The following is a 16,202-nucleotide window of genomic DNA, read 5'->3' as shown; positions in this document are numbered from 1 at the left end:
GACGGGAGGGACGCGGGGCTCAGGCGCGAGAGGGGTCAGCCGAAGATGCTGACGGTGTCGCCGCCGGAGCCGCTGGACGCACCGATGAAGGGGCTCAGCGAACCCGCGAAGGCCTCGACGTTCCGGGTCTGCATCAGAACGACGCCCGGCCCCGTGAAGTGCGCGACGAGTCCTTCGGCGGAGGTGACCGAGCGGAACAGGCTGCTCGCAGCCTTCTTGGTCTTGTACTTCAGGCTCGAGTCCCAGGCCGCAACGTGCCCCGTGTCGACGATGTACTCCTCGCCCGCAGCGAGCTTCTTCTGGTGGAGCGCGCCGAACGCCGTCAGGAACATCACTCCGGAGCCGCTCGCACGCAGGATGAACAGGCTGTTGCTACCGAAGAAACCCGCGGAGCCGCCCCACCGGGTGTCGATGTCGATCGCCGGTTCGCTGGCCAGGTAACCCGAGGCCGCGATGAGGTACTCACCGTCGAGCCGCACGGGGACGACGTCGCCGAGGGTGGCCGGTGCGAGCACGACCTCACCGCCTTCACGTCCCGCGGTAAAGGTGGAGACGAACGCCGAGCGGCCGGCGGCGGAGCGCTTGATCGCCCCCATGATCCCGCCCTCCATCTTGGAGGTGAGTTCGACGGACGCGCTCATCGAGACCATCGCCCCGGCCTGGGCTGCCATCGACGCGCCGGCGGCAAGACCCACGGTGGCCATGGGGAAGGCGGGGCGGTAGTCGACGCGGTAGCCGAAGCCGGTCGCGGCGCCCTCGTTCGGAAGAAGTTCAAAGCTTGACATGCAGCAAGGATAACTGCTATAGGGCGTGCAAAATGAGGGATTTGGCGATATACCGGAATGCGTTCTTCCGCGACGCCGATCACTGAGAGACGCCGATCACTGAGAGACGGCGATCACTGAGCGAGGCATGTCCCCGCAACGCTCGACGGAACCGGACGATGGGGAGCGCGCCAGCGACGCCCCGGATCCCACCACGCGGGACCGCGGATCTGCGGAAGCCCCTCGCTCATCCTGATCTCCCATCCGGAGGTCTCCAGCGAACGGTGATGCCACCAGCACAACGGCACGCCGTTGTCGGTCTGGGTGGGGCCACCCCGGGCATGTTCGACCACGTGGTGGATCTCGCACCAGGACGCGGGAACGTGGCACCCCGGAATCAGGCACTCCCCGTCGCGCGCGACGATCGCGCGCCGCTGGTGCACGGTGAACACCCGATCGCTGACCGTCACGCCGATGATCCGCCCCTCGTCGGTGAGGACACGCTGGATCGCTCCCGCGCACGCGACCTGCGAAGCCACTCCGAGAGGGACCGGCGCCTGCGTGTTCGCGATCGTGGCCCATCCCGTGCCGGTCGCCACACTTTCGGCCCCCACCTGCACGACCAGAGTCGGGGCGGCGCCGCCCAGGCTCGGCATCTCGTCATGGCGCGCTGCGATCCCCAACGCGACGGTCAGCGCATCATGTCGCTTCTGCGCCGCGGAGCGCCCGTCGATCACGTGCCGCGGATCCGTGTTCCACGGCTCAGCGTCCGGCGCTTCTCCCTCGGAGTCGCGGAAGACGACGCCGGGCGGAACCGGAGCGCCGGTCTTCGGATTGCACTGCGCGTCGAGGATCAGCTGCAGCTGCGCCGCGGCATCCGGCAGCAGATTGCCTCGCAGCGGATGCACCCCGTCGCGGAGGCGCCCGACCGTCACGAACCGCTGCTGCTGTGCCCGGAGGTCGGACGGCTCAGCGCCATCCGGATCGAGCGTCATGGCCAGCACCTGCGCGAACTGACGAAGGTCGTCGGGTGTCGCGGGCGGCGCGGAGTCGGCATCCGCGACGTCGTCCGCAGTGGGGCAGCCGCGGGCGATGTCTGCCAGCGCCGCGTCGGCCACCAGCCGCTCCGCGGTACCGATGCGATCGCCCGCCTGATCGATCGGGGTCGTGGCCGCGAGTACGCCGGTCACGCCGATCGCACCGTCGAGGAGTGCCTCACGCAGCGCGGGGTACCGAGCGGGCAGTCGCTCCCCCGCCGACAACGACACCTCGCGACGCACGGCGGAGGCTGCCTTCACGACTCGCGAGGCCCCCGGCGCGTCGAGCCGCAGCACCCTCTGCAGCAGTTCGTTCAGTGAGCGGCACCCGAAGCCGTCGGAGAACCGCTGGTCGGTCGATGCAACCGCCTCCACGATCACCGCCTCCACCCGCCGCAGCGCTTCTCCTGCGGTGCGGAGCACCTCCATCCGCCCGGCATCGGTCTGCCCCGCCAACCCTCCGCTGGAGAGCACTCGATCGAGGTCGGTGACCACCTGATCGAGAGAGTCCAGAAGCGGGTGCATGCCCTCATTCAACGCCCGACCACTGACATTTCGAGCCCGAAACAGGCCTGTTCAGGAGGTGTTTCGCGATATCCCGGAATGCGTTCGGCGGGGAGCGGACCACGACGCTCAGAGCGCGAGCAGCACGATCCCCGCGACGACCACGAGCGATGCGGCGATCCGCCATCCCGGACGCGATTCCCGCAGGACGAAGACCCCGAAGAGGCTCACCAGCACGACGCTCACCTCGCGCAACGGTGCGACCAGCGCGACCGGGGCGATCTGGATCGCCGTCAGCACCAGGATGTACGACAGCGGGGAAAGGATCCCGAAAGCGACGATGCGGCGCCACTGCGTGCGGCCGAGCGCCCACACCGCACCCCAGCGGCGACGAACCGCGATCGAGTAGAACGGCACTTGCAACACCGTGGTCCCGACCATGAACGCGACGGGCGAGAGGTCCCACGTGCGCACCGCGTGAGCGTCCCAGATCGTGTAGATCGCGATCGCGACGCCGGTGAGCAGGCCGAACACGATGCCGGGATCGATCCGCCCCGTCCCCGCCCCTCTGCCCCGATCGACGAGACCGACGGCGACGACCCCGACGATCACCGCCGCCACGCCCACGAGCGCGACCGCCGACGGGCGCTCCCCCAGCACCAGTACGGCGACGATCACGGAGAGGAAGGGGCCGGTGCCGCGGGCGGTCGCGTAGACGGTGGAGAGGTTGCCTCTCTGATACCCGCGCTGGAGGACGGCCATGTAGCCGACGTGAAGGATCGACGAGACGACGACACCGAGGGCGAAGGACCCCACGTCGTCGGTACCGAGGCCGCCTGTGAACGGCACGGCTCCGGCCCACACGACGGTGCTCCCGACGGCACCCCACCACAAGAACGGCGCTCCGGCCCTGCTGATGCCGTGCGCGATGATGTTCCACGCCGCGTGGGCGATGGCGGCTCCGAAGACCAGGACGAAGGCGAGAGGCGACACCGCGAGACCCTTCCGTCCGACGCACGGCGCGACGAACAGGGTCCTCCGGGCTTTTGTCCTGTCAGATGACGGCTCTCCTGCGGAGGAGTGCCGTGGCGCCGCTCGGACCAGACGGGTGCGAACCCCGGAACCCTAGGCGCTATCGAGAAGACCCTACCGCGCCGTGGTGAACACCCGGGAACGCGAAGCGCCCCGCTCGACCCTGGAGCGGGGCGCTTCGCGCGGCAGAAGCCGGGTCAGACCTGGATCTCGCGGCGACGAACGCGCGCGATCAGAAGCACGAGGGCTCCGACCGCGAGCAGGGCGAGAGCCCAGCCGAGCCCGGTGATCACGCCACCGGTGGCCGCGAGCCCGTTCAGGTCGACCGTCGTGGTCGCGGCGGCGGTGACCGTCACCGTCCCGCCGATGCCGCTCACCGTCGCCACGTTGACGACTGTGCTCGCCGCGACATCGGCCGCCGTGAGGACGTACGTCACCGGACCGCAGTCCGCCGTGGCCCCGGGTGCGAGATCGGGGATCGTGCAGTCGACGAGGCCGCCGAGCTTCCCGTCGTCGATCTGAACGTCCGTCAGCGTCACTGCTCCCGTGTTGGTGACCGTGAACCGGAAGGCGATGGTGTCTCCCGCGGTCACCTTCACGTCGCGATCGACGTCGACGTAGTCTCCGCCGGTCTTCGTCAGCGCGATGGCCGGCTGTGCCGCGAGCGGGGTCACCACGGTATCGGTGGCTACGGGCGGCACATCCGAGGTGCCCGTCCCCGTGGCCGTGGCCGTGTTCTCGATCTCCCCGGTGTCGATCTCGGCCTGCGTGAGCTCCGCGGGGGCTCCGGCGGAGCAGACCGTCGACTCCCCCGGCGCGAGCTCCGTCGCATCGCAGGTGACGGCAGCGCCGAGGCGCGGGTCATCGACCGTGACATCCGAGAGGGTCGTGGTGCCCGTGTTCGTCACGGTGAACGTGTACGCGATCGTGTCACCGGCATCCGTGCGTCCGCTGTCGTTCGCATCGACCACGGCCGCCGCAGACTTCAACAGAGCGATGTCGTCCGCCCCGACGACCGGCACATCGACCTCCGCATCGTCTTCCGCACTGCCGTTGCGCGACTGCCCCTCGACAGTGGCCACGTTGTGCACGACGCCGTCGTCGACATCCTGTTGCGTGAGCGTGTAGTCGACCGGCCCGCAGATCACTTCATCGCCCGGGTCGAGCGCCAGTCCGTCGAGCGCAGCGCACGCGACCGAGCCTCCGAGCGGCGGGTCGTCGAGCACGATGTCCCGGAGAATCGTCGTCCCCGTGTTGCGGATCGTGAAGGTGAAGCCGACCGTATCGCCGGCACCGGCCCGGCCGTCCGCTCCGAGCGCGATCGCACCCGCCGTCTTGCTCAGCTCGATCGCACTCGTGCCGGTGATCACGACGTCGGCCGAGGCGTCGTCCGTGACCGGCCCCAGGGGGCTGGTGCCGGTCGTCGTCGCCGTGTTGCGGACGATCTCCGCCTCCACGTCCGCCTGCGTGAGCGTGTAGGTGAAGGTGCCGCAGGCGGATGATGTGCCGGGCGGGAGGGTGCCGATCGTGCACAGTTCGCCGGCCCCCAGCAGTGGGTCCGAGATCGACACTGCGCTCAGAGTCGTCGTTCCGAGGTTGCGCACCGAGAACGTGTAGTCGACCGTATCCCCGGCACCGATGAATCCGTCGCCGTTCGCGTCGAGCACCCGCCCGACGTTCTTGAGCAGTTCGATCGCGGCGGTCCCCGTGATGTCGACGTCGGCCTGCGCGTCATCGGTCACCGTACCGATCGGAGCGTCCGCCGTGACGGAGGCCTCGTTGTGCACGAGCCCGGCGTCGATGTCGTCCTGCGTGAGCGTGTAGGTGATCGGCGTACACGAGACCGACTGCCCGGGTGCGAGCTCTGCGCCGCTGAGTTCGGGGCACGTGACGGTGCCGCCGAGCATCGGGTCGGTGATCACGGCGTCGCGCAGTGTCGTGGTCCCGTTGTTCGTCACCCGGAACGTGTAGTCCACGGTGTCACCGGCGCCGACGGCCGAATCGTTGTCCACGTCGACCACGGTCGACGGGGTCTTGGCGAGGCTGATGCTGTTGGTCGCCGCGATCGTGACGTTCGCCTCAGCATCGTCGGTCGCCGGCCCCTGAGCGGACTGCGCGGTCACCGAGGCGGTGTTGTTCACGGTCCCCGCGTCCGCGTCCGCCTGCGTCAGCGTGTAAGCGACCGGCGCACAGGTGACGGATGCCCCCGGCACCAGCGGTGCGGAGAACGCCGCGCAGGCCACAGCGCCGCCCAGAAGCGGGTCGGTGATGACCGCGCTGGTGAGCGTGACGTCGCCGGTGTTGCGGATCGTGAAGGTGTAGGCGACGGTATCGCCGGCACCGATGCGGTCGTCCCCGTTGGTATCCGTCGGAGCGCCGGCACTCTTGACGAGCTCGACCTGCGGGGTGCCGGATACCGGGACGGTCACGGTCGAGGTGTTGTCGTCCGTATCGGGGTCCGGCGTGTCCGAGGTCACCGTCGCCGTGTTCGACAGCGCCGTTCCCGCGGTCGACGGGTCGACCGTACCGGTCACGGTCACGGTGAAGGTGGCGTCGACGGCGAGGGTCGGCTGCGTGCATTCCAGCTGTGATCCCGTGATCGCGCAGTTGGGAGTGGTCGTCGACGGGTTCAGCAGTTCGACGGGGAGCGCGTCCGACACGACGACGGCCGATGCGGGGCTCGGGCCGTTGTTGGTGACGACCAGCGTGTAGGTCACGGCGCCGTTGAGCGGTGCCGGATCGGCGGAGATCGTCTTCTCGATCGCCAGGTCAGCCGACGGCGTCACCGTCACCGTCGCGGTGCCGGTGTTGTTCGACGTATCCGGATCCGGCGTTCGTGAACTCGCGACAGCCGTGTTGACCAGAGCGCCCTCCATGGTGGCCGTCGCCGTCACGGTGATCGTCGCCGACTCCCCAGGCAGGAGCGTCCCCACCGTCCACTGCGCGTCTTCCATCGACCAGGTGCCGACGGAGGGCGTTGCTCCGGTGAGTGTGAAACCGGCGGGCATGAGCTCGTCCAGCACGACGCCGGCGGCCGCGGACGGACCGTCGTTGGTCACGGTCACCTCGAAGGTCGCGGTTCCCTCGAGCGGGACCGTCGGGGTCGAGGTGGTCTTGACGACGCTCACATCGGCGTTCGGTGCGAGCGTGACATCGGCGGTCGAGGTGTTGTTGTCGGTGTTCGGGTCGGGGGTCGCCGACGTGGTCGTCGCGGTGTTCGAGACGACCCCGATCGCCGTGGTGCTCCAGGTTCCGGTGACCTCGACGACCACCGATCCTCCCGGCGCGATGTCACCGAGTTCGCACCCGACGGTGCCCCCGACGATGGAGCAGCCGGGGTCGTCGACCGTGGCATCCAGGAATCCGGCGGGGAGCGTGTCCGTGACGGATGCACCGCGCGCGACGGACGGACCGTCGTTCGTGACCGTGAGCGTGTAGGTGAAGGCGCTGCCGGGCTCACCGGTGGCCGGCGCCGTCTTCTGGATGCTGAGGTCGGCGCTCTGCACGACCTCGACGTCGACGGAGCTGGCGTTGTTCGTGGTGTCGCGGTCGTCCGCGGGAGCGGCCACCGCCGCGGTGTTGGTCACCGTCCCGATCGGGGCGTCCGCGGCCACGACGGCGTGCACGACCACGTTCGCAGGGCCGCCGACCGGGAACGACGCCCAGTCGCACAGGATGGAAGTCCCGGTGGAGGTGCAGTCCGCTCCCGAAGGGCCGTCGACGCCGGTCACGCTGAATCCTTCGGGCAGCGTGTCGGCGAGCACCACGTTGACTGCGTCGGAGGATCCGAGGTTGCTCACTGCGAGCGTGAAGTCGATCACGTCTCCCGCGGAGACCTGCGCCGCGGATGCCGTCTTCTCGACAGCCATGTCTGCGATCACGTCGGGCTGGAAGCTGACGGAGGAGACGTTGTTGGCGGGGTTCGTGTCGGTCGTGCTCGTGGTCACCGACGCGGTGTTCTGGAGGACGGCCGTCGCGCCGGGGTTGATCTCCACCACCACGAAGGTCTCGACGGAGCTGGCGCCGGGCGCGAGCGTTCCCACCTGGCAGGTCAGGAGCGACGCCTGGGCCGAGCACGTCCCCTGTCCGGGATCGGCGCTGATGAAGGTCGTGTCCGGGTCCAGAGGGTCGGTGACCACGACGTTGCGCGCCTCGGACGGTCCGGCGTTGAAGACCGAGAGCGTGTAGGTCACCTGCTCGCCGGCGACCGGTACGGACGGGGAGAAGGTCTTGACGATCGACACGTCGGTAGCCGCGGACAGCGTGCTCACCACGCTGGCGGAGTTGTTCGCGAGGTTCGGGTCGGTACGGGTACCGGTGACCGTGGCCGTGTTCGACACGGAGGCGCCGGGGTCGGCCGAGGGCGACAGCGTGCCGGTCACCTGTATCTGGGTGCTCTGACCGACGGCCAGGTCGGGGACGGAGCACGTCACCGTCGCCGCGACCGTGCATGCGCCGGCTCCGGGGTCGGCTGTGACGTTCGTCATCCCTGCGGGGAGGGGATCGGTGACGGTCACGCCCGTCGCGGTCTGCGGTCCGTTGTTCGTCACCCCGATCGTGAACGTGACGGGCTCGCCGGCGACGAGCGGATCCGTGTCGATGCTCTTGGTGATCGCGAGATCGGCGGCCGGGTTCACCGGCGTCTGGGTCTCCTGGCTGACCGAGGTGCGGTCCTGTCCGACCACGTTGTCCCGGAAGGCCACCCGGGCCTCGTTGATGATCGTGGTCGCCGCGGACGAGACGTTGACCTTGGCGTCGAAGGTGTAGCTCGTGCTGGCGCCGACACCGATGGATCCGCCGACGGTGGCGTTCCCGCCGTCGCCGAGGCGCACCTGCACCGTGCGGTTGCCCGAGGTGTAGGTGCCTCGGTCGTCGCCGGCGGCGTCGGTGAGGGTGCCTATGCCGGCACCGCTGATGATCTTGAGGGAGCCGGGGACGAAGTCGATCCCGGAGGCGAGCACGTCGGACGACACCGACTGCGTCGCCGGGTTGCCGCCGCCGTTGTTCGTCGTGACGGTGTAGCGGAGCGTGTCGCCCACCTCAGCGGTCGTGCCACCGCGAGTGAGGTTGGTCACCGACTTGGTCGTGATCAGGCAGGGCCCGGTGCCGAAGGTGATGTCGTCGAGGAAGTTGCCGACGGAGGCGTTGCCGCCCGAGGAGCTGACCGCCTCGAATCCGAAGCGCGTCACCGTCTGGCCCGCCGGGACGACGTAGGTGCCGGTGTGCGTGCCCCAGGCGCCGGTTCCGTCGGAGAGGTTGGGACCACTCTGGACGAGGGCGCCGGTTGGCGCGCCGATCACGACGCGCATCACGTCGGTGCCGACGCGTCCCCGGTGCTTCAGCGACCAGGAGAGCGTCTGCCCCGGCGTCGTCGCCACGTCCTGGAAGAGCCTGCTCGGGCTGTAGGCGTTGAGCTCGGCGAACTGACGGCCGGCGGCCGCGGTGACGCCGTTGAAGCCGCTGCTCCAGAGCTCGATGGCGTTCTGCGTGTCCGTGGTGAACCACGCGGGAACTTGGGACTGATTGAGCAGCGACACCGAGGCGTTCGGGATGACCGGCGCCTCGAACCCGCCGTTCTGGAGCGCGACGGTTCCTTGACAGCTGGTCGGATCCTGCGCTGCCGACGCCGATGTCGGTGCGACGGCCTCCGTCACGATCGTGAGGCCCGCTGCCAGCAGCAAGGCCGATGTGGCCGCCGCGACGGCGCGACGGACGGACAGACGTGTGTTCGCACGCATGTGAAGTTTCTCCCCGGTTCCCGGAAGACCCCGAACCGGCGTCTCCCCCGCTGGCAGGCTAACCCGGGTGAGCGGAATCGCGGTAGCGCTGATTCCGAAAGGAGGCCCGGACTACGCTCGAAGGACCGCACATCCGAAGGAAGGTCACGACATGCCTGTCACCCCCGCCGCGCTCGCCCACGCCGAGGATCTCGCCGACTTCGTCGCCGCTTCTCCGTCGAGCTATCACGCGGCGGCGGAGGTCGCTCGACGCCTGGAGAGCGCAGGGTTCACCCGGCTGCGTGAGGAGGACGCCTGGACCGCACCCGCAGGCGGGCGGTATGTGGTGGTCCGCGACGGCGCGGCGATCGCCTGGACCGTGCCGGCGGATGCCACGGCGACGACACCCGTGCAGATCTTCGGCGCCCACACCGACTCCCCCGGCTTCAAGCTCAAGCCACAGCCGACCACCGGGTCGCGCGGCTGGCTGCAGGCCGCCGTCGAGGTCTACGGCGGCCCGCTGCTGAATTCCTGGCTCGACCGCGAACTGCGTCTCGCCGGACGCCTGGCCCTCGCGGACGGACGCGTGGTGCTCGCCGACACCGGCCCTCTCCTGCGCCTGCCGCAGCTCGCGATCCACCTCGACCGCGGCGTCAACAACGGCCTCGCCCTCGACAAGCAGGTCGAGACGCAGCCGGTGTGGGGCCTGGGTGACGCGAGTGAAGCCGACATCCTCGCCGAGCTCGCCGCCTCCGCCGAGGTGGCGGCCGCCGACATCCGCGGATACGACGTGGTGATCGCCGACAGCGCACGCGGCGCCGTGTTCGGCAAGGACGACGCCTTCTTCGCCTCCGGCCGTCTCGACGACCTCGCCTCGGTGCACGCCGGGGTGGTCGCGCTCGCGACGCACGAGCCGAGGGCGGGCGGCCCCATCGCCGTGCTCGCCGCCTTCGACCATGAAGAGCTCGGTTCCGAGTCGCGCTCCGGAGCGGCCGGCCCGTTCCTGGAGGACGTGCTCGAGCGCCTGTATGCCGGGCTCGGCGCCGATGCCTCCGAGCGGCGCCGAGGGTACGCGTCGTCGTGGTGCCTGTCGAGCGATGTCGGACACTCCGTGCACCCCAACTACGCCGCCAAGCATGACCCCGTCGTGCAGCCGGTGCTCGGGTCGGGGCCGATCCTGAAGATCAACGCCAACCAGCGGTACGCGACGGATGCCGTCGGCACCGCGTCCTGGCTGTCCTGGTGCGAGCAGGCCGGGGTGACGGCGCAGGAGTTCGTGTCGAACAACAGCGTGCCCTGCGGGTCGACGATCGGCCCCATCACCGCGACGCGCCTCGGCATCCGCACGGTGGACGTCGGCATCCCGATCCTCTCGATGCACTCCGCCCGCGAACTCGCCGGGGTCTCCGACCTCCACGACCTCACGCGCACCGCACAGGCGTTCTTCACCGGCTGAGCCTTCTGGCGCGGTTCGACCGCAGAAGTCCGCCCGGTGACGGGGCGGCAGTGCCAGGATGTCAGCATGACGGACATCAAGCCGGCTCTCGTCGAGCGTGCGGGCATCGAGATCATCCCCGAGGCGGAGCGCACCGCGCGACCCCGCGACCTCTTCTGGCCCTGGTTCGCAGCGAACGTGTCGGTCTTCGGCATGTCGTACGGGTCGTTCGTGCTCGGCTTCGGCATCTCGTTCTGGCAAGCGACCCTCGTGTCGGTCCTCGGCATCGTGGTGTCGTTCCTGCTCTGCGGGCTGATCGCGATCGCCGGCAAGCGCGGCTCGGCGCCGACCATGGTGCTCTCGCGCGCGGCCTTCGGCGTGCAGGGCCAGAAGGTCCCGGGCATCGTCTCGTGGCTGACCTCGATCGGCTGGGAGACCTTCCTCGCGATCATGGCCGTGCTCGCCACGGCGACCGTGATCACCCAGCTCGGCGGTGACGGAGACAGCATCGGACTCAAGATCGTCGCGACCGTGATCGTCGCGGCGCTGATCGTCACGGCATCCGTGCTGGGCTATCACACGATCATGCGGATGCAGTCGGTGCTCACCTGGATCACCGGCGTCGTCACCGTGATCTACATCGTCCTGGCGGCGCCGCAGATCGACCTCGCCGCGGTGCTGGCCCGCCCGGACGGCGGCATCGGTCAGGTCATCGGCGCACTCGTCATGGTCATGACCGGGTTCGGACTGGGCTGGATCAACATCGCCGCCGACTGGTCGCGATACCAGAAGCGCACAGCGTCCGACGGGGCGATCGTGGCCTGGAACACCATCGGCGGGTCGGTCGCACCTGTCATCCTGGTCGTCTTCGGTCTGCTGCTCGGCGGGTCGAACGAAGAGCTCATGAACGCGATCGCCGCCGACCCGATCGGCGCCCTCGCCTCGATCCTGCCGACCTGGGTGCTCGTGCCCTTCCTGCTGACGGCCGTGCTCGCCCTCGTCTCGGGGGCGGTGCTGGGCATCTACTCCTCGGGGCTGACCCTCCTCAGCCTCGGCATCCGCATCCCCCGTCCGTCCGCCGCGGCGATCGACGGAGTGATCCTCACCATCGGCACGGTCTTCGTCGTGTTCTTCGCCACCGACTTCCTCGGGCCGTTCCAGAGCTTCCTGATCACACTGGGTGTGCCGCTCGCTTCCTGGGCGGGCATCCTGATCGCCGACATCCTGCGCCGCCGGAAGGACTACGACGAGGATGCCCTGTTCGACAGCCGCGGCCGCTACGGCGCCTGGGACTGGACTTCGATCGGCACCATGGTCGTGACCAGCGTGATCGGATGGGGGCTGGTCGTGAACAACTTCGCCGAGGACGCGGCCTGGAACAACTGGCAGGGCTATCTGCTGTTCCTGGTCGGCGGCCGGGACGGGGACTGGGCCTACGCGAACCTCGGGGTGTTCTTCGCGCTGGTGCTGTCGTTCCTCGTGACGTACTTCGCCCGGGCCGGGAAGATCCGGCGCCAGGAGGACGCGTGAGTGCGGGCCTGCTCGACGACACCTGGCTGGTGGTGATCGATCCGCAGGCCATCTTCGCCGCGCCGGAGTCCGCCTGGGGGTCCCCCTTCTTCGACGAGGCGATGCCCCGCATCCGCACCTTGGCCGACGCCTTCGGCGACCGCGTCCTCGTGACCCGCTGGATGCCGACCGCCGACCGGACGACGTCGTGGGGTGCGTACTTCGACGCCTGGCCGTTCGCGGATCAGCCGCCGAGCGATCCGCTGTTCGCGCTCGTACCGGAGGCGGCCACCGTGAGCACCCACCCGACGATCGACCTGCCGACCTTCGGCAAGTGGGGGCCCGAGCTCGAAACCGTGGTCGGACGCGGAGGCCGCGTGGTGCTGGCCGGTGTCTCGACCGATTGCTGCGTGATCTCGACGGCGCTGGCCGCCGCGGATGCGGGTGCCCACGTCACGATCGCCGCAGACGCCTGCGCCGGATCGACGGCGGAGAACCATGAGGCCGCCCTGCAGGTGATGAGGCTCTATCCCCCGCAGATCACCGTCAGCGACACGGACACGATCCTCGGCTGAACCAGGGCGTCGCCCGCTCAGGCCGCCCGCACGGCCGCTGCGATCTCGGACGGCGTTCCCTGCCACGGGGCGCCGTGTCCCGGCAGCACCCAGGAGGCCGACACCGCGGCCAGGCGATCGAGCGAGGACAGAGCGACCTCCGGCTCGTCCGTGAAGGGCGCGGGCTGTGCGCCGGTGCGGCCGGTGAGCACGTGCCTCGTCGTGAGCGCATCCCCCACGAACACGGCGTCGACGACCGGGACGTGCACCGCGATGCTGCCCGGCGAGTGACCGGGCATCCCGATCACGACGGGAGCGCCCGGCAGGTCGAGCACGTCGCCGTCCCCGACCTCCGTCACCACGGAGACATGCGGTGTGCGCAGGGCGTTCTTGCGGAGGGCGTAGGCGAAGAACCCGAGCGTCGGCCCGACCCTCGCAGGCCCCATCGCCGTCTTCGGCTTCTCGCCCGTGCGCACGCGGTGACTGTCCGCCGCGTGGATGAAGACCGGCACCCCCGCCTCGGTGCGCAGCCGCTCGGCGAACCCGATGTGGTCACTGTCGCCGTGGGTGAGGACGAGGCCGCGGACATCGGACAGCGGACGGCGGAGTACCTCGAGCTCGCGCTGGAGGTCGTGCCAGTGCCCGGGAAGACCCGCATCGATCAGGGTGATCCCCTCGGGCAGGTCGATGAGGTAGGAGGCGACGATGTCGTTGCCCAGTCGGTGCAGGTGGGGTGCGAGCTTCATGGCGGATCCTCTCGGGGCTGTTGCGATAGCTACGATACGTAGCTATCATGGCTAATGTCAATAGCCATCCAGGAGGACCGATGCCGACCCCCGAACGCACGTCCATCGCGGAGATCGTCGCCGCCGGACGGGAGATCCTCGAAACCGCCGGACCAGCAGGCCTCACCATGCAGGCGGTCGCGACTCGCGTCGGCGTGCGCGCACCCTCGCTGTACAAGCGGATCCGCGATCGGGACGCCCTGCACACCGCGGTCGCCGTGGCCACGATCGACGCCCTCACCGCACAGCTCGAGGAGGAGGGCGACGACCTCGCCGGCCTCGCGCACGTCTATCGCGGCTTCGCGAAGGAGAACCCCGAGGGTTTCCGGCTGATGTTCACGATCGCGGCCCCGCAGGATGCCCTCGCGCACTCCGCCGCGCCGGTGATCCGCGCGTCCTCGGCTCTGGTCGGCGACGACGACGCCCTCGACGCCGCCCGTCTCTTCACGGCCTGGGCGACCGGCTTCCTGCAGATGGAGCTCGCCGGCGCCTTCCGCCTCGGCGGCGACGTCGACCGCGCCTTCGAGTACGGGCTGACGCGACTCATCGCCGGCATGGGCGGCTGATCTCTCGCCCTCGAGAGCCGTCCCACACCCGGCGCCCGCTCCCGCACCCGGCGCGCGCTCCCGCACCCGCACCCGCCGCCGGTACGGCGGTCGGGAGGAAGGACGGATGTCGGGAAGATCGGGCCGACTCCCCCGACATCCGGGAATCCTCCCGACATCCGACACGGCCATCCGGGCGGCGCACCCGAGAGCTCGGCCTACTTCATGGTGTCGAGGATGCCGGTGAGGTCTTCGAAGGTCGTGAGCGGGTTCAGGATGGCGAAGCGCGTGTTCGGCCGACCGGCGTGCGAGCTGGGCACGACGAAGGCGCGCTGGGAGTCGAGCAGCTCCGCCGACCAGCGGTCATAGTCGGCGCGCTCCCAGCCGTCGCGCTCGAACACCACGACCGACAGCTGCGGATCCCGCACGAGGCGCAGCTCCGGGCGGCGGGAGATCTCTGCGGCGATGCGCTCCGTGAGGGCGATGGTCGCGCCGATCGCTTCGCGGTAGGCATCCACCCCGTAGGTCGCGAGCGAGAACCACATCGGAAGCCCGCGCGGGCGACGCGTCAGCTGGATCGAGTAGTCCGAGGGGCTGAACTCATCGGCGTCGGTCAGCGTGTCGAGGTACTCGGCGTGCTGGGTGTGCGCGCGGCGACCCTGGTCCGGCTCACGGTAGATCAGCGCGCAGCAGTCGAACGGCGCGAACAGCCACTTGTGCGGGTCGACGATCACCGAGTCGGCACGCTCCACACCGCGGAAGCGGGAACGCGCGGCAGGCGCGAGCATCGCGGTGAGCCCGTAGGCACCGTCCACGTGCAGCCAGAAGTCGTACTCGTCCTTGAGCGCGGCGATCGCCTCGATGTCGTCGACGATGCCGAAGTTCGTCGAACCCGCGGTCACGACGACGGCGCAGATCTCGTCGCCGTGGGTGTCGAGCGCCTCGCGCACCGCGTCGGCACGCAGCATGCCGTCGTCACCCGCGGGCACGAGCACCACGTCGGCATCCATCACCCGCGCGGCGGACTTGTTCGAGGAGTGGGCCTCCGCACTGCACACGATCTTCCAGCGCGCCGGGAGCTCCTTGCCCTGGGCGACCAGTCGGGCCTTGGCGGCCTCCCGCGCCGCGACGAGGGCCGACAGGTTGCCGATCGTGCCGCCCTGCACGAACACACCGCCCGCGGTGTCGGGCAGCCCGAACTCCCCCGCGAGGAACGAGAGCACCTCGTTCTCGGCGTGCACCGCGCCCGCACCTTCGAGCCAGCTGCCGCCGTAGAGACCGGATGCGGAGACGACGAGGTCGAACGCGATGGCCGCCATGGTCGGGGCGGTCGGGATGAAGGACAGGTAGAGCGGGTGGCTCGTGGTGAGACAAGCCGGCGCGAGGATGTGCTCGAACACGCTGAGCGCGCGCTGGGCTCCGAGCCCGGCGTCGGTGATCGTCGCCCCCACGAGACGGTTCAGTTCCGCCTCGGTCTGGGGCTTGTCGAGTGGCACGTCGGCGGCGAGCATGCGACGGCGCGAGTAGTCGAGCACGGCATCCACGATCGCCGTCGATTCGGGCGAAGCCGCGTGCATGCGCACAGCATCCATGAGCGTTCCTTTACTGGTCTTCGGTGCGGGGTTCGGTCGGGGAAGCGAGGGAGATCGCGTGGGGTGCGGCACTGTCGAGGACGGCGGACAGCGCGCGGCGGGCGAGGTCGGCGCGATCGCTCGGCGCCCACTTCACGAGCGAGTGCGCATTCATGCCGTCGACCATGGCGAGCAGGAGCCACGCGGCGGTGTCGGAACGGCCGTCGGCGATCACTCCCGCCGCCGCCGCTCGGACGAAGATCTGCTCGAGAGCGCTCTGCCACCCGTCCATCTCGGAACGCACGCGGGCAGCGAGGATGTCGTTGCGGGCACCGAGCGCCCAGGCCTGCACCCAGATCAGGGTGACGTCGTCGCGCTCGCCGTCGAGGAGGGTCTCGATCAGGTCGTGCAGACCCGCGCGGATGTCACCCACACCATCGAAAGCTGCGATCACCTCATCGCGCTCGGCCGCGACGATGTACCCGAAGATCTCGGCGACGAAGGCGTCCATGACGGGCCGATAGTGAGCGACCAGGGCCGGGGTGACACCGACGCGCGCCGCCACCGCACGCACCGTGAGCACCTCGAGTCCGCCCTCGCGTGCCAGGGCGATCGCGCCGTCGACGATCGATCGCTCGCGCTCCTCCGGGGGCATCCGCCGCGGCGCGGTGCTTCTTGACGTGATCTTCATCGCGGGCTACGGTATCACTCGTTGATCACGTGTTCAACAGCGGATTCCGTCCGCCCGA

Annotated in this window: 11 protein-coding genes; 4 read left to right on the top strand and 7 right to left on the bottom strand. The window is 69.7% G+C overall.

What is annotated here, in order from left to right; genetic code table 11:
- Nucleotides 1–35: 35 nt before the first annotated feature.
- From LVJ59_RS13700 to LVJ59_RS13685, 4 genes are all read right to left on the bottom strand, one after another.
- Nucleotides 36–785: a TIGR00266 family protein gene (locus LVJ59_RS13700; protein WP_232763475.1), complete on the bottom strand. Its 750-nt coding sequence runs from the start codon at nt 783–785 to the stop codon at nt 36–38.
- 113 nt (nt 786–898) lie between these two features.
- The gene (locus LVJ59_RS13695; protein ID WP_232763474.1) at nt 899–2,326 is read right to left on the bottom strand and encodes an HNH endonuclease signature motif containing protein; all 1,428 of its coding nucleotides are present in this window, start codon (nt 2,324–2,326) and stop codon (nt 899–901) included.
- A gap of 108 nt (nt 2,327–2,434) precedes the next feature.
- Complete coding sequence (locus tag LVJ59_RS13690) at nt 2,435–3,298, bottom strand: EamA family transporter (protein WP_232763473.1); 864 nt, start codon at nt 3,296–3,298, stop codon at nt 2,435–2,437.
- Between the two features lie 236 nt (nt 3,299–3,534).
- On the bottom strand, nt 3,535–9,075 hold the full coding sequence (locus tag LVJ59_RS13685) for a DUF11 domain-containing protein (RefSeq protein ID WP_232763472.1): 5,541 nt from the start codon (nt 9,073–9,075) through the stop codon (nt 3,535–3,537).
- A 151-nt stretch (nt 9,076–9,226) separates the two neighbouring features.
- Between LVJ59_RS13685 and LVJ59_RS13680 the strand changes: the two genes are divergently transcribed.
- The 3 genes from LVJ59_RS13680 (at nt 9,227) to LVJ59_RS13670 (ending at nt 12,573) form a co-directional block, all read left to right on the top strand.
- Nucleotides 9,227–10,510, top strand: a complete 1,284-nt coding sequence (locus tag LVJ59_RS13680; protein ID WP_232763471.1) for a M18 family aminopeptidase — start codon at nt 9,227–9,229, stop codon at nt 10,508–10,510.
- 66 nt (nt 10,511–10,576) lie between these two features.
- Complete coding sequence (locus LVJ59_RS13675) at nt 10,577–12,019, top strand: cytosine permease (RefSeq protein ID WP_232763470.1); 1,443 nt, start codon at nt 10,577–10,579, stop codon at nt 12,017–12,019.
- Nucleotides 12,016–12,573 (top strand): cysteine hydrolase family protein, encoded by a 558-nt coding sequence (locus LVJ59_RS13670; protein ID WP_232763469.1) that lies wholly within the window; start codon nt 12,016–12,018, stop codon nt 12,571–12,573. Before LVJ59_RS13675 ends, LVJ59_RS13670 begins: the two co-directional genes overlap by 4 nt.
- Nucleotides 12,574–12,590: 17 nt before the next feature.
- On the opposite strand, the gene LVJ59_RS13665 is transcribed toward LVJ59_RS13670, so the two are convergent.
- Nucleotides 12,591–13,298 carry an MBL fold metallo-hydrolase gene (locus tag LVJ59_RS13665; RefSeq protein ID WP_232763468.1) on the bottom strand — a complete coding sequence of 236 codons (708 nt, stop codon included), beginning with the start codon at nt 13,296–13,298 and terminating at the stop codon, nt 12,591–12,593.
- An 80-nt stretch (nt 13,299–13,378) separates the two neighbouring features.
- On the opposite strand from LVJ59_RS13665, the gene LVJ59_RS13660 reads away from it, so the two are divergent.
- Complete coding sequence (locus LVJ59_RS13660; protein ID WP_232763467.1) at nt 13,379–13,903, top strand: TetR/AcrR family transcriptional regulator; 525 nt, start codon at nt 13,379–13,381, stop codon at nt 13,901–13,903.
- Nucleotides 13,904–14,100: 197 nt separating this feature from the next.
- Here the strand turns inward: LVJ59_RS13660 and LVJ59_RS13655 are convergent, their stop codons facing one another.
- Together LVJ59_RS13655 and LVJ59_RS13650 are read right to left on the bottom strand one after the other, a co-directional pair.
- Complete coding sequence (locus LVJ59_RS13655; protein WP_232763466.1) at nt 14,101–15,474, bottom strand: aminotransferase class V-fold PLP-dependent enzyme; 1,374 nt, start codon at nt 15,472–15,474, stop codon at nt 14,101–14,103.
- Between the two features lie 10 nt (nt 15,475–15,484).
- A complete protein-coding gene (locus LVJ59_RS13650; RefSeq protein ID WP_232763465.1) occupies nt 15,485–16,144 on the bottom strand; it encodes a TetR/AcrR family transcriptional regulator in 660 nt (219 codons plus the stop codon).
- Between the last annotated feature and the right edge of the window lie 58 nt (nt 16,145–16,202).

The organism is Microbacterium sp. KKR3/1, assembly GCF_021272365.1.
Classification (GTDB): Bacteria; Actinomycetota; Actinomycetes; order Actinomycetales; family Microbacteriaceae; genus Microbacterium; species Microbacterium aurugineum.
The sequence above is the reverse complement of the archived record's forward strand: the minus strand, read 5'-3'. Positions and strand labels throughout refer to the sequence as shown.